The organism is Dyadobacter beijingensis DSM 21582 (genome assembly GCF_000382205.1).
Lineage (GTDB): Bacteria > Bacteroidota > Bacteroidia > Cytophagales > Spirosomataceae > Dyadobacter > Dyadobacter beijingensis.
Window position 1 is genome coordinate 1,219,197 of record NZ_KB907786.1, and the last position, 17,634, is coordinate 1,236,830.

Here is a 17,634-nt window from a genome sequence, read left to right on the forward strand (position 1 = left end):
CCAACCCCCATGCCCATGTTCCGCCGAGATTTTCTGAAAGGCACCGCATTACTACCCGCTTTGTCGCTCGGTATTCCCGATGCCGACAACAGGCTTACCATCACCGATATCCGCATTCATGAAGTGAAGGTGAACCAGCGGGGCAACTGGCATTTCGTGGAGCTCGTCACCAACAAGGGCCTCACGGGCCTGGGCGAAGCCTCGCACGGGTTTTCGGCGGCGGCAAAGGACGGCGTCAGCCAGCTGCGGGCGGAACTGAAAGATTTGTTTCAACTGGTCAAAGGAGAGTCGCCGTTCGCGGTGGAGCAGTACCGGCAGCGCGGGTTTCAGAAGGCATTCGAGCGGGGCAAGATCGCTGTTACGGCTTTCAGCGCCATCGAGCATGCGTTGTGGGACCTGAAAGGAAAGGCGCTCGGCGTGCCCGTGTACGAGCTGCTGGGCGGAAAGCTGCGCGATGAATTGAAGGTGTATGCCAATATCAACCGGGCCACCAACCAGCGCGACGCCAATGGCCGCCGGCTGGTGAGCGCATTCCAGGCTAATGCGGAAAACGCATTGAAAAGTGGCTTCAAAGCCTTAAAACTGGCGCCTTTCGACGACATGAAGCCCTTGAAAACATCGGACGAAAAACAGATCGCTTCGGATATCGACTATGCCGTGGGCTGCATCGAAGCCGTGCGGAAAACCATCGGGCCGGACATCGACCTGCTGATCGACGTACATAGCCATTTAAATGAGGAGCTCGCCATTTCCACGGCCAAACGCTTGGAGAGAGCCCGTCTCTACTGGTTTGAAGAGCCGGTAGACCCGCAGAAATTCCCCACCGAAACGCGCGCCATCACCGATGCGACCGCGCAGCCCTCGGCCGGGGGCGAATCGATATTCGGTCGCCAGGGATTCGCGGAGCTGATCGCCACGCGCGCGCTCGACGTGATCATGCCCGATGTGAAGCATTGTGGCGGCATCCAGGAGCTGCGGTTCATCGCGGCACTGGCCGAAACGGCCGGCAACATCGCCATTGCGCCCCATAACCCCAGCGGCCCCGTTTCCACGGCCGCCAGCGTCCAGGTATGCGCATCTATTCCGAACTTCTCCATTCTCGAATACGCCTACGGCGAAGTGCCGTGGCGGGCGGAGCTGCTCTCGCCCATCGAACGGTTCGAGAACGGGCATATCCGCGTGCCCGACGCGCCCGGGCTGGGGCATGTGTTGAATGCGGATTTGATCCGGAAATACGGGGTATGAGTAAATAGCAAATGCGCAAGAGGAGGCCCCGATGGAGCCCCTTGCATGCAGGTTGCATGGTGCTATAAACAGGGTGCCGCTCCGCGGCTAGAATCGGCAGCCTCACCCGACCCGCTTCGCATTTGAAGCCTCTACCCATTCACAAACATCGCATTCCGGACATACGGGCAGCTTTTCGGAATGTGCGGCCTTCCGCACGCTGCCGCATTTGGCACAGGCGATGTATTCGTGGTTCTGATGGCTGCTGACCTTGTGCCGCAACTTATCCGGGAAAATCGGCAGGCCGTAGCGGACATCGTCGTCAGCATAGAAGAGGACGCTGAATTCCCCCGATGTTTCGATGAGTACGGTGCGCACCTGGCCCAGGTGTTCGACATTACGCAGCCGCAGTTCGGCGAAGAATTCGTCCTGCGATAGCCCCGAATCGCGGAATGCGTCCATCAGCAATTTGCCCTCGCGGATCACATACAGCGGCTCGCCTTCAAGTAGTTTTTCAATTTTGACAAAACGATCGGATAGGCGGGTAACGATAATGTAGAGTGAGATCACGACCAGGAATACGACAAAAGCCGGCAGAATGCCCACATCGTCGTAAAACATCGGGTCGCCTGCCGCCGAACCCAGGCCGATGATCAGCACGAGCTCGAAAATGGATAGCTGCTTGATGCCCCGTTTGCCCGAGGCGCGCAATGCGATGAGGATAATGAGGAACATGATCACCGTCCGCAGCACCACTTCCAGCAGAAAGGTAACGGGGTGGTCGTGCAGGAGGATTTTCCGCAGATCGGCTATTTCAAACATACGTGGAATGGTTTACCACTATACGTGCAAAATGTGTGCCGAAGCGCTGACCGCTGACCACCGACCGCTGATCACTGACCGCTGACCGCCATCAACATTCAGCCGTCGGCGGTCGGCCTTCGTCGGACGGTCGTCGGCGGTCAGCAGTCGGCGGTCACACCCTACATCATACCCGCCAGCACCCACACGAGCACATTCACCACATACCCGAATTTGGTACGCAGCACGCGGAGGCACTTGCTGATGTGGAATTCTACGGTCTTTTCGGAGAGGTCGAGCAGCTGGGCGATTTCGCGGTTAGGCACGCCGCTGCGGCTCATTTCGAATACCTGCTTACTTTTTTCGGGTAATGCGGCCAGCTCGCGGGAGTAAATTTCCTGTACTTCTTTCAGCGAGAGCCATTCCTGCACGAGGTTGGCCGATTGCGACGAAAGCGTTTCGAGGTCGATGTCGTTCAGTGAAATCGTGTGCTGCACGAGCTGCTTCCGCAAATGCGAGATAATGCGGTTTTTCAGCGCCGAGAAAACGTAGAGGTTGAATGCTTTTTCAATGGTAATCCCCGCCCGCTGTAACCACAAATGCACGAACAGGTCCTGCACCAGGTCTTCCGCCACTTCACTGCTGCCCGTCTTGCGTAACGCGAGCGCGTAAAGCCTGCCCGAAAACCTGCGGTGCAGCTCGGCAAAGGCCAGCGAATCGTCCGAAACCTTTGCCAGCAGCCATAAATCCAGGTCGTCTCTATCGCGATAAGCCTTACTCATTGGGTGCAGTCAGTCAACTGGTTTCAAAAGTAATAAGGATTCAAATAGTATTTGTTATAAAATTTCTTCAAAAGTCACTAGGGATGCGGCGCTGCCGTGCGTCCTGTTTGTAGGGAACTGAAATAAAAGGTCGTTGCGAACATTCCATGAACAAAAAACATATATCACCGGAGCTCCTCAAACGGTACGTCGATGGGCAGTGCACACCGGAAGAAGCATTTCAGGTAGACGAATGGTACGCGTCGCTCCCGGAGGAGACCGGCAGCGGGGCGGCGTTCGACCAGCCGCGACATCTAAGCAGGGTGCAGGACGAAATCCGCCGCCAGGCGCCGGGGGATGCGCCGGTGGTGCCATTACGCCCGTCGCAGGGTCGTCAGGCCCCGTTGCGCGTTTTCATGAATTACGCGGCAGCGGTGGTATTGCTGATCGGAGGGCTGGTGACCTGGTATTTGTTGTCCCAAAACAAATCCATTTTCCGGCACGGTGCCGACACCATTGCCATTGTGAATAAAACGCGGCAGGTCCGCAAGCATGCATTCCCCGACGGCTCCGAAGCCTGGCTGAATCCCGGTACCCGCATTACCTACGCGAAAGACGATTTCCAGGGCGATTCCCGCGAGGTTTCCCTCGAAGGCGAGGCGTTTTTTGAGGTGACGCACGACGCGTCGCGCCCCTTCTACGTACACAGCGAATCGGTGCAGGTGAAGGTGCTCGGCACGAGCTTCAATGTGCGGGCCAACAAGGGCGAGGCGGAATATGAGGTGTCGGTGGTAACGGGCAAAGTGTCCGTCACGGCCGACAAGGGCAGGGAGGTGATGCTCCTGCCGCACCAGCAAGCGGTTTTCAAGGTGGCGTCGGGCGAGCTGGTGAGCGCACAGGTGCCGGAAACGGCCCAGAAAGCGCCGGTATGGCAGCCGGTGTCGCTCACATTCCGCGATGCGAAGCTGGGGGAGGTCGTGAAAAGGCTCGAAGAACAGTTTGACGTCAAGATCCGCCTGGACAACCCTAATCTCGAAAATTGCCGTGTAAAAGCCACTTTCGACCATAACAGGTTATCGGAAATCCTGGAAATGACGATGCAGATCGTGGATGCGAACTACCAGATGCAAAATGACGAAATCGTGATCCGCGGCGAGGGATGTGCCGCTTCGGAATAGCATTTAAACCCAACCATACCTAACACCAATCTACGCCCTTATGAAGAGATCCAGACAACTGAAATAATACCGGCTTCAAAAAAAATCAGGAGTGTTGGAGCCACCCCTGATCCTGAACGAAGACCTTGATGGATCATCACTGGCAGGTGATGCAAGGCGTCCTATTGTTCATATTAACCATTTCAAACTTATGTACTTTTTTCTAAAAAGCAAGACGGCATACCATATTATGCGGTTATCGATTTTACAGCTTTTCCTGATCGGGATGATCGCGGCGGGCGGGTATGCGCGGAACATCAGCGCGCAGGACCTGCTGGCCAGGAATGTGAGCATCCAGGTTGAAAATATCACGCTGGGGAATGCGCTCGACCGGTTGGAAAACCTGGCCGGCGTCCGTTTCGCGTACAGCCGGAGCATTATCCCCGTCCGCACGAAGGTGAGCCTCAATGCGAGCAACGAAAAATTGTCGGCCGTGCTCGAAAAGCTCCTAGCGCCGTTACAGATCGAATACCAGCCCGGCGACGGTCAGATTATCCTCAAACGAAGCCGCAAAGTGTCGTTTTCGCAGGAAATGCTGCCATCAGGTGCTGCACAGACGGTCGCGGTCGCGGGTGTGGCCGATATCCGGCTCAGCGGTACTGTCGTGGACGACAAGGGCGAAAAACTCCCCGGCGTAAGCGTTGTGCTGAAAGGCTCGCAGCGCGGTACCGTGACGGACGAGCAGGGCGCTTATACCCTCGACATTCCGGGCGATCAGCCGGCTGCCGCCGTACTCATATTTTCGTTCGTCGGCTACCTGTCGCAGGAAGTGCCGGTGGGCAACCAGACGGTCGTGGACCTGACTTTGAAAGTGGATTCGAAGTCGCTGGAAGAGGTGGTGGTGGTAGGGTATGGTACGCAATCCAAAAAGAACATTACCGGTTCGGTGGCGACGGTGCAGGGCTCGGAAATTACGCGCAGCCCGCAGGCCAACGTGTCGAACTCGTTTGCGGGCCGGCTGCCGGGCCTGATCGCCAATAACCGCTCCGGCGAGCCGGGTTCGGACGGGTCGAATATATTGATCCGCGGGCGTGCCACGACGGGCAACAGCAATCCGTTGATCGTCATCGACGGTATCGCCAATGCGATCGGCGGGCTGGACCGCCTCAATCCGAACGACATCGAGAGCATTTCGGTGCTGAAAGACGCTTCGGCAGCCATTTACGGCGCGCAGGCAGCGAACGGGGTTATTTTGATTACCACCAAAAAAGGGCTCGCCGGCAAGCCGCGATTCGACTATTCCTTCAACCAGGGCTTTGTGCAGCCCACGCGCCTGCCCAGGTTTGTGGACGCGCCTACGTACGCGGGAATCCTGAACACGATCGACTACTACCGCAACCCGACCGGCGGCATGAACCAGCGGTACAGCGACGCCGAGATCCAGCAATTCCGCGACGGCTCCGACCCGATCAATTACCCCAATACCAACTGGGTGAAAGAGCTCATGAAGCCCGTGGCGAAGCAAAACCAGCATAACCTGTCGGTGTCGGGCGGGACGGAGAAGATCAACTACTTCGTGTCGGCCGGGACTTTGTACCAGGACGGCCTTTACCGCAACGGCGTGAACAAATACCGCCAGTACAGCGTCCGTTCCAACATTAATGTGAATGTAAACGACAAGCTCAGCTTCGGTATACAGCTGGCCACGCGCCGCGAAAACCGCAGCTACATTGCCGGTTTCGGGGCGAGTAACGTTTTTGAATTTTTATACAGGACCTATCCCACACTGCCGGCCTATTACCCCGACGGGAAACTGGGCGCAGGCGTAGAGCAGGGCAAGAACCCCATCGCGATGGCGACGCTGGCCGGTACCAACAACAGCCCCACCACGGTGTCGAACGGCATTCTGCGGGCTAGCTACCAGCTGCCGGTTGCGGGCCTTTCGGTGGACGGTTTCTTCTCGGCCGACCAGAGCTTTGCGTTCACGAAGGAAATGCGCACCAACTGGATCGTTTACCAATACAACAAAACGACGCGGCAGTACAGCACCGTGCTAGGCGGGCCTGCCCAGGCACAGATGTACGAGAGCCAGACCAACCGGGCGCTTCTGACAGGTAATATCAAATTGAACTATACCAAAAACTTCGGGGACCATGCGTTTTCGTCGTTCATCGCCTACGAGCAGAGCCGCGAAACGCAGGAGTTTTTCAGCGCCTCGCGTAACAATTTTATTACCACCCAGCTGCCCGACCTCAGCCAGGGCGGCGCACAGCCGGTCGACTTCGGGAATAGCGGCAGCAGCTACCGCACCTCGCGCCGGAATGTGTTCGGAAGGTTGAACTACAATTATTTAGGTAAATACCTGGCTGAAATACAGCTGCGCTACGACGGATCGTCGGTGTTCCCTCCGGGTAAGCGGTATGGCTTCTTTCCAGGCATTTCGCTGGGCTGGCGCGTATCGCAGGAGCCTTGGTTCCAGACCGGCAATACGGTCAATGATCTGAAAATCAGGGCTTCCTATGGCGAGCTGGGTAACGACCGCGTGAATGCCAACCAGTTTCGCGACAATTTCCAGGTTCGCAACGGCGCCTTCTCGACGGGCAACAATGCCAACAATGTGCCGCTCATTCAGTACTCGCTGCTCGCCAACCCGAACATTACCTGGGAGGTAGCGAAAAAATACAATGTGGGACTCAACTCGACGCTTTTCAAAAAGCTGACTTTCGACCTCGACCTTTTTTACGAAAACCGCACGAATATCCTCGCCAGCCGCAATGTAAGTATCCCGGCATTGACGGGCATCAGCTCGGCGCAGATCCCCAAAGAAAACATCGGCGAGGTGCATAACCGCGGCGTGGAAACGCAGATCCAGTATTCGGGCAGCCATAACAATTTTACCTATAACATCGGCGGTAACTTTGCATTTGCCAAAAGCGAGGTGATTTTCATCGACGAAGCGCCCAACACGCTCGATTACCAGCGTGCCACGGGCATGCCCCTCGGCTCCGACCTCGGCAACCCCAATGCAGACCTGATGTACCGCGCCATCGGCGTGTTCAAAAATCAGCAGGAACTGGACGCTTACCCGCACGTGTCGGGCGCGGGCGTGGGCGATCTTAAATACGAGGATTACAATGGTGACGGCAAGATCGACGCCGCGGACCGTATCCGTTCGGAGTTCAGCAACATTCCGCAGGTTACCTATGGCGTGAACCTGGGCGGCGGCTGGAAAAACCTCAGCTTGAATGTGCTTTTACAGGGCCAGGCGCGGGTGGCGCAGTATGTGGTGGTGGAAGCGGGCGAGTTCAGCAGCGTGATGCAGTCGCGGGCCGAGGATGCGTGGAGCCCCTCCAACCCGAACGGCAACTCGCCGCGTATCGATTCGCGGACGGGAACGGGGGTGAACGGGAGCTATAAAAACACATTCTGGTTCCAGAATACCGCCTTTCTGCGCCTGAAAAACGTGGAGCTGGCCTACAATGTCCCAACCCACATCATTTCGAAAATCGGACTGGGCGGTTTGCGGATCTATACCAACGGGTTCAACCTGCTTACATTCACGAAGGTGAAGGATTTCGATCCGGAAGGGGACAATGGCAATGCATTCTTCTATCCCCAGCAGAAGATCTATAACGTGGGCCTGAACGTGACATTTTAAAACTGAAAAGACATGAGATTGAATAAACTGATATTAAGCATACTGGCCGGCGCCACGGGGCTGCTCACCGCCTGCGACGACGCGTTCCTCGACACCCGACCGACCGACATTATCTCCGACCAGGCCATCTGGGCCGACTCCGCGTTGGCCGATGCGTATGTAGTAGGCCGTTATGTGGGCGTGCAGCTATCGACGGAGGGCGATAAGCCGGGTTTCGGGCGCGGGTTCGAAGATGCGTGGATGAGTTCGGTGACGGACGAGTCGATCTGCAACTTTGATAACGACACCTATTTCGTGCAGCAGGGTAATGCCGCGCCGGACCGGACGGGCTGGATTTCCAACACCTGGACCCGGGGCTACCGCAGCATCCGCGAATGCAACTACGGGCTCGCGAATATCGATAAGGTCCCGATGAGCGAGTCGGGCAAGAAGCGGTTGAAGGCCGAGCTGCGGTTTATCCGCGCTTACCGCTACCATGATCTGATCCGCAATTTCGGCGGTATTCCCGTGATCGGCGACAAGGTATACACGCTCGAAGACCGCGATTATACCGAATTGTACCAGCGCAAAAGCATCGAAGAAAGCCTTACCTATGCCATTACCGAGCTGGATGCCGCTGCGTCCGGCCTGGCAGGCTCGCCGGCGATCCCCGGACGAGGCTCCGAAAATGCCGCATTGGCATTGAAGGCCCGCCTGCTGCTTTACGCGGCAAGCCCATTGTACAACAACGACCAGACCGACGCGGCCAAATGGCAGAAAGCCGCCGATGCTGCGAAGGCGGTGATGGACAAGAATGCATTCTCGCTGTACAATGACTACCGGAAGCTTTTTATTACCAATAATACTTCGGAAGATATTTTCATCCGGTTGTATTCGCCTACCAACGAACATACCAACCTCGAACTCGTGAACGGCCCGAACGGCTACGGCGGCTGGGCCGGCAATACACCGTTGCAGAACCTGGTGGACGATTACGAAATGATGGACGGTACCAAAATCACCGATCCGAAATCTGGCTATAATCCGAAGGAGCCATATAAAAACCGCGATCCGCGCCTGACAATGAGCGTATTGTACAACGGCGCCCCTTACCGCGAGCGGAAAGTGGAGACATTCGTCCCGGGCGGGCAGGATAGCAAGGATGGCAATGAAAACTGGAACACGACGAAGACGGGTTATTATGTATACAAATTCATTAATGACCAAAGCCCGATCCGCAATGCCAACCAGACGGCCACCCAGCCCTGGAAATACATCCGGTACGGTGAAATCCTGCTGAACTACGCCGAGGCGCGCAACGAAGCTTCCGGCCCGGACGCTACGGTGTACAGCGCCATTAACCAGCTCCGCAAACGTGCCGGTATGCCCGATTTGCCGGCCGGCCTCACGCAGGCGGCCATGCGCGAACGCATCCGCAACGAGCGCCGCGTGGAGCTGGCATTCGAGGAGCACCGGTTCTTCGACGTACGCCGCTGGAAAATCGCCAATGTGACTGAGAACGTGCCGGCCTACGGCGTCAGGCCCGAAAAGAAAACCGACGGCTCGATCGAATATGTGAAGATCATCGCACTGGCGGGGCGCAAATTCCAGGACAAAAACTACTGGCAGCCCATCCCGCAAAGCGAAATCCAGGCGTCGGGTGGAGCATTGAAGCAGAATGCCGGGTACTAACCTCCGTTTTTGAAAAACATTAACCTGAAACCATTAGGTATGAAAAAACTACGTTCCATGCTGAACGGGAAGGCACTGCGCCGCCCGTTCGGCAGCGTGGGCGCATTTTGCCTGGGCGCATTGCTGCTCGCGCAAACCCACGCATCCGCCCAAACCTTTGAAGCCGAGAGCGGCGTGCTTTCCAATGGCGCCGACATCCAGGGATGCGGCAGCTGCTCGGGCGGGAGCCAGGTGGGTAACCTCGGCAATGGCGCCGTGGTGGTCCCCGTGAATGTGGCTGCGGCGGGTACCTACAAGCTGACCGTCACATACAGCACCGGCGACCCGCGGACGATCAATGCGACCCCCAATGGCGGCACGCCGATCGTCGTTTCCTGCCCCGCATCGGGCGGCTGGTCTACACCGGCTTCCATTGCCGTAGGCATCGTTTTGAATGCGGGCAGCAACAGCATCCGCCTCGATAACCCGAACGGCTACGGCCCGAACATCGATAAGATCGCCTTCTCGCCCATGAATGCGCCGAATATCCAGCATATTACATTCGGTACCAACAACCGCATCGATTACGACCTGGCCAACGGGCATTATTCGGTGTATTTCAACAACGTGAAAGTGATCGGCGAAGCCACGGCCAGCGCCAACTCCGACCAGCTGCACGAGAGTACGGGTTTTACCAGCCGCACCTATTCCTCGGCGCCTGTGAACGACGCGTTCGGCAACGGCACGAAGCATGTGATCACGATGACCAAAAGCGGCGGCATCGGCATGCAGCAGGTTTTTTACACCTACACAGGCAAGGAACATTTCTTCACCGAGCTGGTACTGACCGGCAACGGTTCCAACTCCTACAAAATGACGCCGCTCGTTTCCAATTACGTGGATATCCAGTCCAATACCGACCGGCGCGCCTTGTTCGTGCCGTTCGATAATGATGCCTGGGTGCGCTATGATGCGAAAGAGGTGCGTTATGCCAATTTTTTCAGCTCGGAAGCGGGCGCGATTTACGATAATGCAACCCGGAAGGGCGTCGTGATAGGCTCCGTGGAGCATTCGGTATGGAAAACGGGCGTGAACCTCGTGGGCGAGGGCAGAAGCACGACCAACTATGTGGCGGTAGTGGCCGGCTGGACGCAGGAAAGCATCACCCGCGACAAACGCGGCCACGGCTGGGTGTCGGTAGGGCAAACCGCCTGCCGCTCACCGCGCATTCTCGTGAGCTACGGCGCCGACTGGCGTGCCGGGTTCGATACATTCGGGCAAGCAAATGCATTGGCGGAGCCGCGCTACATTTTCAACTGGACAGCCGGGACGCCCTTCGGCTGGAATAGCTGGGGTGCCATCCAGTCGTCGATCAACCTGCCGAAAGCCAGGTCGGTCGTGGATTTCTTCGCGACAGGCACCCCCGATTTCCGCAACAGCGACAATACGCTCTACATCGATCTGGATTCTTATTGGGATAATATGTCGGGCGGCGGGTTGAACGGTAATTTCAATGACCTCACCGAATTTGCCAACTATTGCAAAAGCAAGGGCTTTAAGCCCGGCATTTACTGGGCGCCGTTCGTGGACTGGGGCAAATTCGGCCGGCAGATGGAGGGCAGTACCTACAACTATCAGGACGCCTGGACGAAGGTGAACGGCAGCCCGGTGGAGCTCGACGGTGCCTATGCGCTCGACCCGACGCATCCGGGTACGAAAGCCCGCCTCGCGATGGTGATCGGCAAGTTCATCGCCTGCGGTTTTGAAATGATTAAAATCGATTTCCTCGGCCACGCGTCGCTTGAAGCGGACAGCTATTACGACAATACCATTCACACGGGCATGGAAGCTTACCGGAAGGGGATGGAATACCTCACCGACCAGCTCGACGGCAAAATGCTCGTGTACGCCGCCATTTCGCCCAACCTCGCGACCGGCCGTTACGCACACATGCGCAGGATCGCATGCGACGCGTACAAGGATATTAACGAAACCGCCTACACGCTCAACAGCACGAGCTACGGCTGGTGGCAGCAGCATATTTACAACTACCTCGATGCCGACCACCTCGTTTTCGGCACGCAAACGGACGGCGAAAACCGCGCCCGCTTCGCGTCGGGCATCGTAACGGGTACGCTCGTGACGGGCGACGATTTCTCTGCCACCGGCGCCTGGACCGCGAAGGCGCAAACGCTCCTGCAAAACGAGGATCTGCTGAACCTCGCGCACCATGGCACCGTATTTACGCCCGTGGAGGGCAATACCGGCAACCAGGCCAATGAGGTGTTTGTGAAAACGATCGGTACCAAATCGTACCTTGCCATTTTCAACTACGGCGGTACGGCGAAGGCGTTCAACATCGATTTGCAGCGTGCGGGCCTGAGCGGGACGGACAATTATTCCACCCGCGAACTGTTCAGCGGTGCGCAGAATGTGCGGCAGGCCGCCACCAACGTGCAGGGCACATTCTCCATTACCGTGCCTAATGCCGACGCCGTCATCGTGGAGCTGACCAACACGACATTACCCGTGACGCTCATCAGTTTCACGGCCGAAAAATCCAATACCGGCACTTTGCTGCAATGGAAAACGGCCGATGAAACGAACAACAAGGAATTTGTGATCGAGCGCAGCACGGACGGCAAGGCATTCAAGGCGATCGGGAAGGTGCCGGGCGCAGGGGATTCTTCCAAAGAAAAAACCTACGCCTACCACGACCTCGTGCCTGTCGGCGGGGCGATCAACTATTATCGACTGAAACAGGTGGATTTCGACGGAACTTCCGAAAACTCGGTGATCAGGCCGGTAAACTACCGCGACGCCGACGAATCCAAATCGCGCATCAACATTTACCCCAATCCGGGCACTGACGAGCTGAACATCCGGCTCAACCAGTCACTGGAAGGGAAGGTGATGGTGCGGCTCGTGGATATGAGCGGAAAATGCATGCTTTCAAGAAGTTATACCAATCCGGCCGAAGTGATTTCGGTACCGGGCATCCGGCCGCTGCGCGCGGGAAACTACATCGTGGAAGTGGAATCCGCGGATGGGACGGTCCAAAATACCAGATTCAGTAAAAACTGATTGGAATAGGTTAAATTAGTAATGCAAAACGTCTGTGAACCTGATTTACAGACGTTTTTTTGTGATGCGATATGGATTATTTCTACAAAGGAGGTTAACGCTTTTTTAAAGGCTATTTATTTTATTTAATCCGTAATAAGTCCCTAGCAAGCGAAACGATCATGAAAGCCCTGTTATCAGCGTTGATGTCGCTTATTCTGTGTAGCTTCCCGGCTACCGGGCAGCAGCTGATCGTATCGCAGTACAATACGGATAATGGCCTTCCGCAAAGCAGCGTGAAGGACATTGCATTTGATGAATGGGGCTTCTGCTGGCTGGCTACGGAAATGGGCCTGGTGCGCTATGACGGCCAGCGATTCGAAACTTATGGCACGGCAGAGATCAAAGGACTGGAATCGGAACGGATGGAGGGCCTCACCACCGACGCACGCGGTACGGTGTACGCGAGGGTATACGGCGAACAAATCCTGAAAGTGGCCGTTTCGGGCAAGTATGCCGCCCCTGCGCCGGTATTGATGCCCAAATCGTCCATGCACGTGGGGCAGCAGGGCCTGGCCATCGCGGACCGCGCGGTGCTGAAAAAACTAGCCGGTTTTTACAGCCGGCTGGGTCCGAGCCCGTTTCCATACGCGTCCAGCATTTCCGACAGCGAAATTTACCTGAGAAACGAGGATAGCTTGCTCTATCTATCACCGGACCACGCCGCGCCAGTGAAGATCGCGACTTACACGGGCCGCAAGCCGCGTTACACGATCTCGGCACGGCGGTTATTCGTCAGCGTTTTGCCGGGCAACCGTATCGAAGTGTGGCGGAAAGGCCGCCGCTTGCCTCAATATCAATCCATTACCGGCCCTCTGGCGTCGGAAAGCCATTTTCTTGCGGGAAATTTTCAATGCTTTCCCGGTGACGACGGTTTTTATATTTATGCGGGGGAAAACCTGTACCTGGTTTGGCTCGGGCAGGGTGCTTTCCGGTCGCGGACCGTGCTGGAACATGTTGCGATGCCATCGCTAAGCAGTATACGGTACGTGCGCCAGCAGGATACGTACTACCTGGGGTCGGCCACCGACGGGTTGTTCGCGGTGCGGCGGTCGCGGTTTATGGCGCCGCCGTTTTCGTCGCCCGTCCTGCACCAGAGCATCTACGCGCAGGCTGCCGTGGGACAAGGTAAGCTGGTCGTGAAAAACCTGCTCGTGTCGCTGGATGCCCCGCCGCGTGCTTTACCTGTTAAAAACGATATTTCGGCCTTGCTTTTCACGACGCCGGACGAGCAGCTCTACTATGCGCAGGATTATGTGCTGCGGAAGCTGGATCTGCGAAGGAATCTCGTGCGCGACATTTCGCCGCTGGAGCACGGGCTCGTGCATTTCAGTCAGGCGGCGGATGGCGGCTATTTTTTTGGTCAACCCCACGGTTTTGCACGGCTGGTAAATGACCGGGTAACGGATTTCAAGGCGTTTCCGGTCAGGGCTGAAATATTCTACGCCCGGCAGCTCCGGCCCGCATATTTTCTCGTATGTACCGATCATGGCCTGAAATGGTATGATTACACGCGTAACCGCATTGACAAGTCCGTGCTGGATTCCATGCAGATACGCACCGTGTATGCCGAAACGGAGCAGAAACTATGGATTTCCACCTACGGGAAAGGTTTTTACCTCCTGCAAAACGACCGCCTTTACCGCATGCCCCTCGGACCGCGGCAGGCGCTGAAAACGGTGCATTCATTCGTCGAGGACGGAAAAGGGTTTTTCTGGCTGCCAACCAACAACGGACTTTTCAAAGTACGCAAGGGCGACCTGACAGCTTATGCTGAAAAAAGGGCGAAAGACGTGTACTTTTTCCGCTTCGATCGTTCCGACGGACTGCCTACCAATGAATTTAATGGTGGCTGCGATCCTTCCTATTTGTGGCTGAAAGACAGTTTGTTATCTCTGCCTACGATGAAAGGGCTGGTCTGGTTTTATCCCGGCAAAGTGAAGCCCTATTTCCCTGTCAAAGGCATTTTTGCCGATAGCCTCATGCTGAACAACCAGCTCACGCCGGTGAATGCGGGGGGCATCAGCCTCGACCCGGATTTCAAGCGGCTTTCCGTACATGTTTCATCGCCCTATTTCGGGAATTTCGAAAACCTGGGCCTCGAATACCAGGTCGCCGGGCTCGATGCGGACTGGCGTGCGCTGGACAAAACCGGCCAGCTGACGATCAACAGCCTTCCTGCGGGAGATTACCAGCTCATTGTCCGGCGAAGCGGCGAAGCATTCCCGAACGGCGCCAGCGAACTGGTACTGCCCATTGCCGTGAAACCCTGGTTTTACAATACCTGGTGGTTCTACCTGCTCTGCATTTGCGCGTCGGTGCTGATTGGCTATCTGTTGTTCCAAAGGCGGCTTACCAAGCTGGAAAGGCAGGCCGCGCAGCTTGAAAATACCATTTCGAACCGCACTTCCGAGCTCAAAAATGCCGTAAATGACCTGGCGAGGTCGGAAATGGCGCTGCTGGAAAGCAACCGGTTCAAAGACCATGTGATCACGATGGTACTGCATGATATGCGTTCGCCGCTCCGGTTTATTTCGCTCATCAGTGGTAATCTTTTGAAAAATCACGCGCAGCTTCCGCCCGCCGAGTTGGATACCTATTTGTCGGACCTGCATTTGGGTACGCAAAACCTGCTGGGTTTTACAGAGCAGTTCTTTATGTGGATCGGGGCCCAGCGCGAGGGTTTCAAGGTGAGCCAGACGGTCTTTTTACTGGACGACCTGTTCGAGGAAATCGCTTCGCTGTACAAGGAGTTGTTTAAGGTTAACCATAACCGGCTGCATATTGTTTGCACCAGACAGGAATGCGTTTCGGATTACCAGATCCTGTCCGTCGTGATCCGTAACCTGATCGACAATGCCAACAAGAATACCTATGACGGGGACGTGACGCTGTCGTGCGAAGCGGTGGCAGGGCGTTTGCTGATTTCGGTGGCCGATACCGGCCAGGGATTGAGCGAGGAGCAAATTGCGCTGTTCATGAGTCGTGACAGGCTGGCGGGCAACCGCGGTACGGGCAGCCTGCTCATCCACGCCATGCTCGATTACGTGGGCGGAGATATTTCCGCGGCGAGCGCACCGGGGAAAGGAAGCACATTTACGATCAGCCTTCCGGATCGGCGTCGATCTGGTACTGCTGGGCAAGATGGTTCAGTTCCAGAAGGTTCTTGATTTCCAGTTTGTCAAAAACCCGGCAGCGGAAACTGCTGGCCGTGGAGGCGCTGATATGCAATGCATTGGAGACTTCCAGCGCGCCATACCCTTTGAGCAACAGCAATGCTACTTCAAACTCGCGCTTCGAAAGCTTGTCGAACGGCGTGTTGGCCACATTGCCCATCAACGCATTGGAAAAAATCTCGCCCTGCGACCGGGAAATGTACCGGCGTCCCTGGCTTACGACGCTGACCGCCTCGGCAAGCACTTCGTCGGGCTCGTTTTTATTGACATACCCCAACGCGCCGGCCTGGAAAAAACGGGTGGCAAAAACCTTGTCGGGCTTCATCGTCACGACGAGAATGCGCAGTTTCGGACGGATGCGAAGGATGTCGGGGATCAATGCAAGCTCGTTCGTATCCGGCATGGTGAGGTCGGTAATGAGCATATCGAACTCGGTTTCGCTGATTTTTTCCATCACCTGCCTGCCGTTTTCCGCGAATTCGATCCGCACGTGGAATCCCAGGACGTCCTTAACGACCATCTGAAGTCCTTTTCTGACGAGCTGATGGTCGTCGGCGATGAGTATCGAAAGCGGCATTGGTTGCGAAGGGTAATTTCAGGCTGACGAAACAGTCGTCATTCTGAAATTAACACATTCCAAACCGAATTACAAAATGCCGGATGTCAGAAGTGGATCGATTGGGTGATCATCCTGTCGGCCATCGCACGTGTGTAGGTACACGCATGGCGCCGGTTGGCGAGCACGGCCGTAATGCCTTCCCGAAGTTCCACATCAATGCACTTTTTGGACATGCATGCGCCGCCGCCCATTGTCATGAGGTCGATCGCATTCTCGGCGCCTTCCTCGGTGTAAAGCAGCACGGTGCGGCCGAGCTGGGCGGAGAGCTTGCCAACGCTGAACGTGTCGGGCTCATTCACACTGAGGAGAATGAGGTCGAAGCCGGTGGTGGAAAGATGCTGGTAAAACTGCGCGTCGGTGGTTGCTTCGGACACGTTGGCGATGATGGTCATGTTTTCGAGCATCATCCTTATTCCTTTACGCGTAATGGGGTGGGTGTCAAAAACCAGTACTTTGAGGGTCTTTTGAAATTTCATTCTCAGGGGTAAATTTTAAACCGGTGCAAAAGTCCGGCGATCGGGCCGCATTTAAAGTAGCTTGCACCGCAACCGGTTGTGGCTTTGGAGCCACAACGCCCGCTGGCAGGCCTGCGCGCCGTCGACCCTGATCGTGAAATAGGGCATTCAGACGTTTTCCCGACGGAAACGGTAGAGGAAAGGGGCCTTGTTGGCCGCGCCGGTAAACTTCTTTTCGAGGCGTTCGAGCACGTTCAGGTCGAGGATCTTTTTCTGGAAATTGTTGCGCGGGAAGGCCCGGTCGAAGATCGATTCGTAGAGCTCCTGCAACTCGCGCATCGTAAATAGCTCCGGCAACAGGTTAAATGCGATCAGCTTTTCGTCGAGGTTGAGCTGTAAGGTATGCAACGCGCTCTGCACCATTTCGGCATGGTCCATGATCATCGCCGGCAATGCCCGCACGGGGTACCAGTCGATGGATTCGTCGATTTCCGTCTTTTGCGGCACCACTTTGCTGATATCCACCAATGCATAATAGCCGATCGAAACGAACCGGCGCGTGATCCAGTCGAATTCCCTGCGGTTGAAACGCTGGTCGCCGAGGGTGTCCTCATTGAGCTGGATGAGGCGTTCGAGAAAGGTGATGTTGCTCCGTGGCGCATTGCCGAACACGCGGAACTGTTCCAGGTAAATGTCCTTGATGCCCGTACGCGTTTCGAGAATGCGGCGGGCGGCTTCGTCTATGCCCTCGTTTTGGTAAATAAATCCGCTCGGTAATGCCCAGAAATCACCCTTGAAATTCAGCTTCGGGACCAGAACGCTCAGCTGGCTGTCCTGGTAGCCGAATATGACGCAATCGATCGAAAGCTGTTGAATGTAGTCCTGTTCACTCGGTGAATGCATGTCTCTCATGAAATGGTCGTGCGTTTGGTCCGGCAATATCGCAGAAAGCGCCGCGTCGCCCAAAAACCTGCCCGAACATTTGCCGGCTTTTTCAAGTCCATACCCAT

The 17,634-nt window shown here is 56.1% G+C and carries 11 protein-coding genes; 6 read left to right on the forward strand and 5 right to left on the reverse strand.

Translation table 11 applies throughout. The features are described from left to right. The first annotated feature begins 15 nt into the window (after window positions 1-15). Window positions 16-1,245 (forward strand): mandelate racemase/muconate lactonizing enzyme family protein, encoded by a 1,230-nt coding sequence (locus H144_RS31430; protein ID WP_019940971.1) that lies wholly within the window; start codon window positions 16-18, stop codon window positions 1,243-1,245. 102 nt (window positions 1,246-1,347) lie between these two features. Here H144_RS31430 and H144_RS0105145 read toward each other — a convergent pair whose 3' ends face one another. Next, window positions 1,348-2,046, reverse strand: coding sequence for a DUF421 domain-containing protein (locus tag H144_RS0105145; protein ID WP_019940972.1), 699 nt, complete (start codon window positions 2,044-2,046; stop codon window positions 1,348-1,350). Between the two features lie 161 nt (window positions 2,047-2,207). Continuing rightward, window positions 2,208-2,807, reverse strand: a complete 600-nt coding sequence (locus H144_RS0105150; protein ID WP_019940973.1) for a sigma-70 family RNA polymerase sigma factor — start codon at window positions 2,805-2,807, stop codon at window positions 2,208-2,210. A gap of 146 nt (window positions 2,808-2,953) precedes the next feature. On the opposite strand from H144_RS0105150, the gene H144_RS0105155 reads away from it, so the two are divergent. From H144_RS0105155 to H144_RS0105175, 5 genes are all read left to right on the forward strand, one after another. Next, the gene (locus H144_RS0105155; protein ID WP_019940974.1) at window positions 2,954-3,964 is read left to right on the forward strand and encodes a FecR family protein; all 1,011 of its coding nucleotides are present in this window, start codon (window positions 2,954-2,956) and stop codon (window positions 3,962-3,964) included. Between the two features lie 190 nt (window positions 3,965-4,154). Next, a complete protein-coding gene (locus tag H144_RS0105160; RefSeq protein WP_019940975.1) occupies window positions 4,155-7,601 on the forward strand; it encodes a TonB-dependent receptor in 3,447 nt (1,148 codons plus the stop codon). A gap of 12 nt (window positions 7,602-7,613) precedes the next feature. Continuing rightward, window positions 7,614-9,272, forward strand: a complete 1,659-nt coding sequence (locus H144_RS0105165) for a RagB/SusD family nutrient uptake outer membrane protein (RefSeq protein WP_019940976.1) — start codon at window positions 7,614-7,616, stop codon at window positions 9,270-9,272. Between the two features lie 39 nt (window positions 9,273-9,311). Beyond that, the gene (locus H144_RS0105170; RefSeq protein ID WP_169409367.1) at window positions 9,312-12,335 is read left to right on the forward strand and encodes a T9SS type A sorting domain-containing protein; all 3,024 of its coding nucleotides are present in this window, start codon (window positions 9,312-9,314) and stop codon (window positions 12,333-12,335) included. Between the two features lie 161 nt (window positions 12,336-12,496). Continuing rightward, window positions 12,497-15,544, forward strand: a complete 3,048-nt coding sequence (locus H144_RS0105175) for a sensor histidine kinase (RefSeq protein WP_019940978.1) — start codon at window positions 12,497-12,499, stop codon at window positions 15,542-15,544. On the opposite strand, the gene H144_RS0105180 is transcribed toward H144_RS0105175, so the two are convergent. The 3 genes from H144_RS0105180 to H144_RS0105190 all read right to left on the reverse strand — a co-directional run bounded on the left by H144_RS0105180 (window position 15,477) and on the right by H144_RS0105190 (window position 17,527). After that, window positions 15,477-16,127 carry a response regulator gene (locus H144_RS0105180; RefSeq protein WP_019940979.1) on the reverse strand — a complete coding sequence of 217 codons (651 nt, stop codon included), beginning with the start codon at window positions 16,125-16,127 and terminating at the stop codon, window positions 15,477-15,479. The two genes, H144_RS0105175 and H144_RS0105180, sit on opposite strands and share 68 nt — an antisense overlap. A gap of 86 nt (window positions 16,128-16,213) precedes the next feature. Further along, window positions 16,214-16,645, reverse strand: a complete 432-nt coding sequence (locus tag H144_RS0105185; protein WP_019940980.1) for a response regulator — start codon at window positions 16,643-16,645, stop codon at window positions 16,214-16,216. A 147-nt stretch (window positions 16,646-16,792) separates the two neighbouring features. Beyond that, window positions 16,793-17,527, reverse strand: a complete 735-nt coding sequence (locus H144_RS0105190) for an NUDIX hydrolase (RefSeq protein WP_019940981.1) — start codon at window positions 17,525-17,527, stop codon at window positions 16,793-16,795. Window positions 17,528-17,634 lie beyond the last annotated feature (107 nt).

Bases quoted from the DNA above. Each gene is read 5' to 3' on its own strand.
- H144_RS31430 (WP_019940971.1), top strand. From the start codon at position 16: ATGTTCCGCCGAGATTTTCTGAAAGGCACCGCATTACTACCCGCTTTG.
- H144_RS0105145 (WP_019940972.1), bottom strand. From the start codon at position 2,046: ATGTTTGAAATAGCCGATCTGCGGAAAATCCTCCTGCACGACCACCCC.
- H144_RS0105150 (WP_019940973.1), bottom strand. From the start codon at position 2,807: ATGAGTAAGGCTTATCGCGATAGAGACGACCTGGATTTATGGCTGCTG.
- H144_RS0105155 (WP_019940974.1), top strand. From the start codon at position 2,954: ATGAACAAAAAACATATATCACCGGAGCTCCTCAAACGGTACGTCGAT.
- H144_RS0105160 (WP_019940975.1), top strand. From the start codon at position 4,155: ATGTACTTTTTTCTAAAAAGCAAGACGGCATACCATATTATGCGGTTA.
- H144_RS0105165 (WP_019940976.1), top strand. From the start codon at position 7,614: ATGAGATTGAATAAACTGATATTAAGCATACTGGCCGGCGCCACGGGG.
- H144_RS0105170 (WP_169409367.1), top strand. From the start codon at position 9,312: ATGAAAAAACTACGTTCCATGCTGAACGGGAAGGCACTGCGCCGCCCG.
- H144_RS0105175 (WP_019940978.1), top strand. From the start codon at position 12,497: ATGAAAGCCCTGTTATCAGCGTTGATGTCGCTTATTCTGTGTAGCTTC.
- H144_RS0105180 (WP_019940979.1), bottom strand. From the start codon at position 16,127: ATGCCGCTTTCGATACTCATCGCCGACGACCATCAGCTCGTCAGAAAA.
- H144_RS0105185 (WP_019940980.1), bottom strand. From the start codon at position 16,645: ATGAAATTTCAAAAGACCCTCAAAGTACTGGTTTTTGACACCCACCCC.
- H144_RS0105190 (WP_019940981.1), bottom strand. From the start codon at position 17,527: ATGCATTCACCGAGTGAACAGGACTACATTCAACAGCTTTCGATCGAT.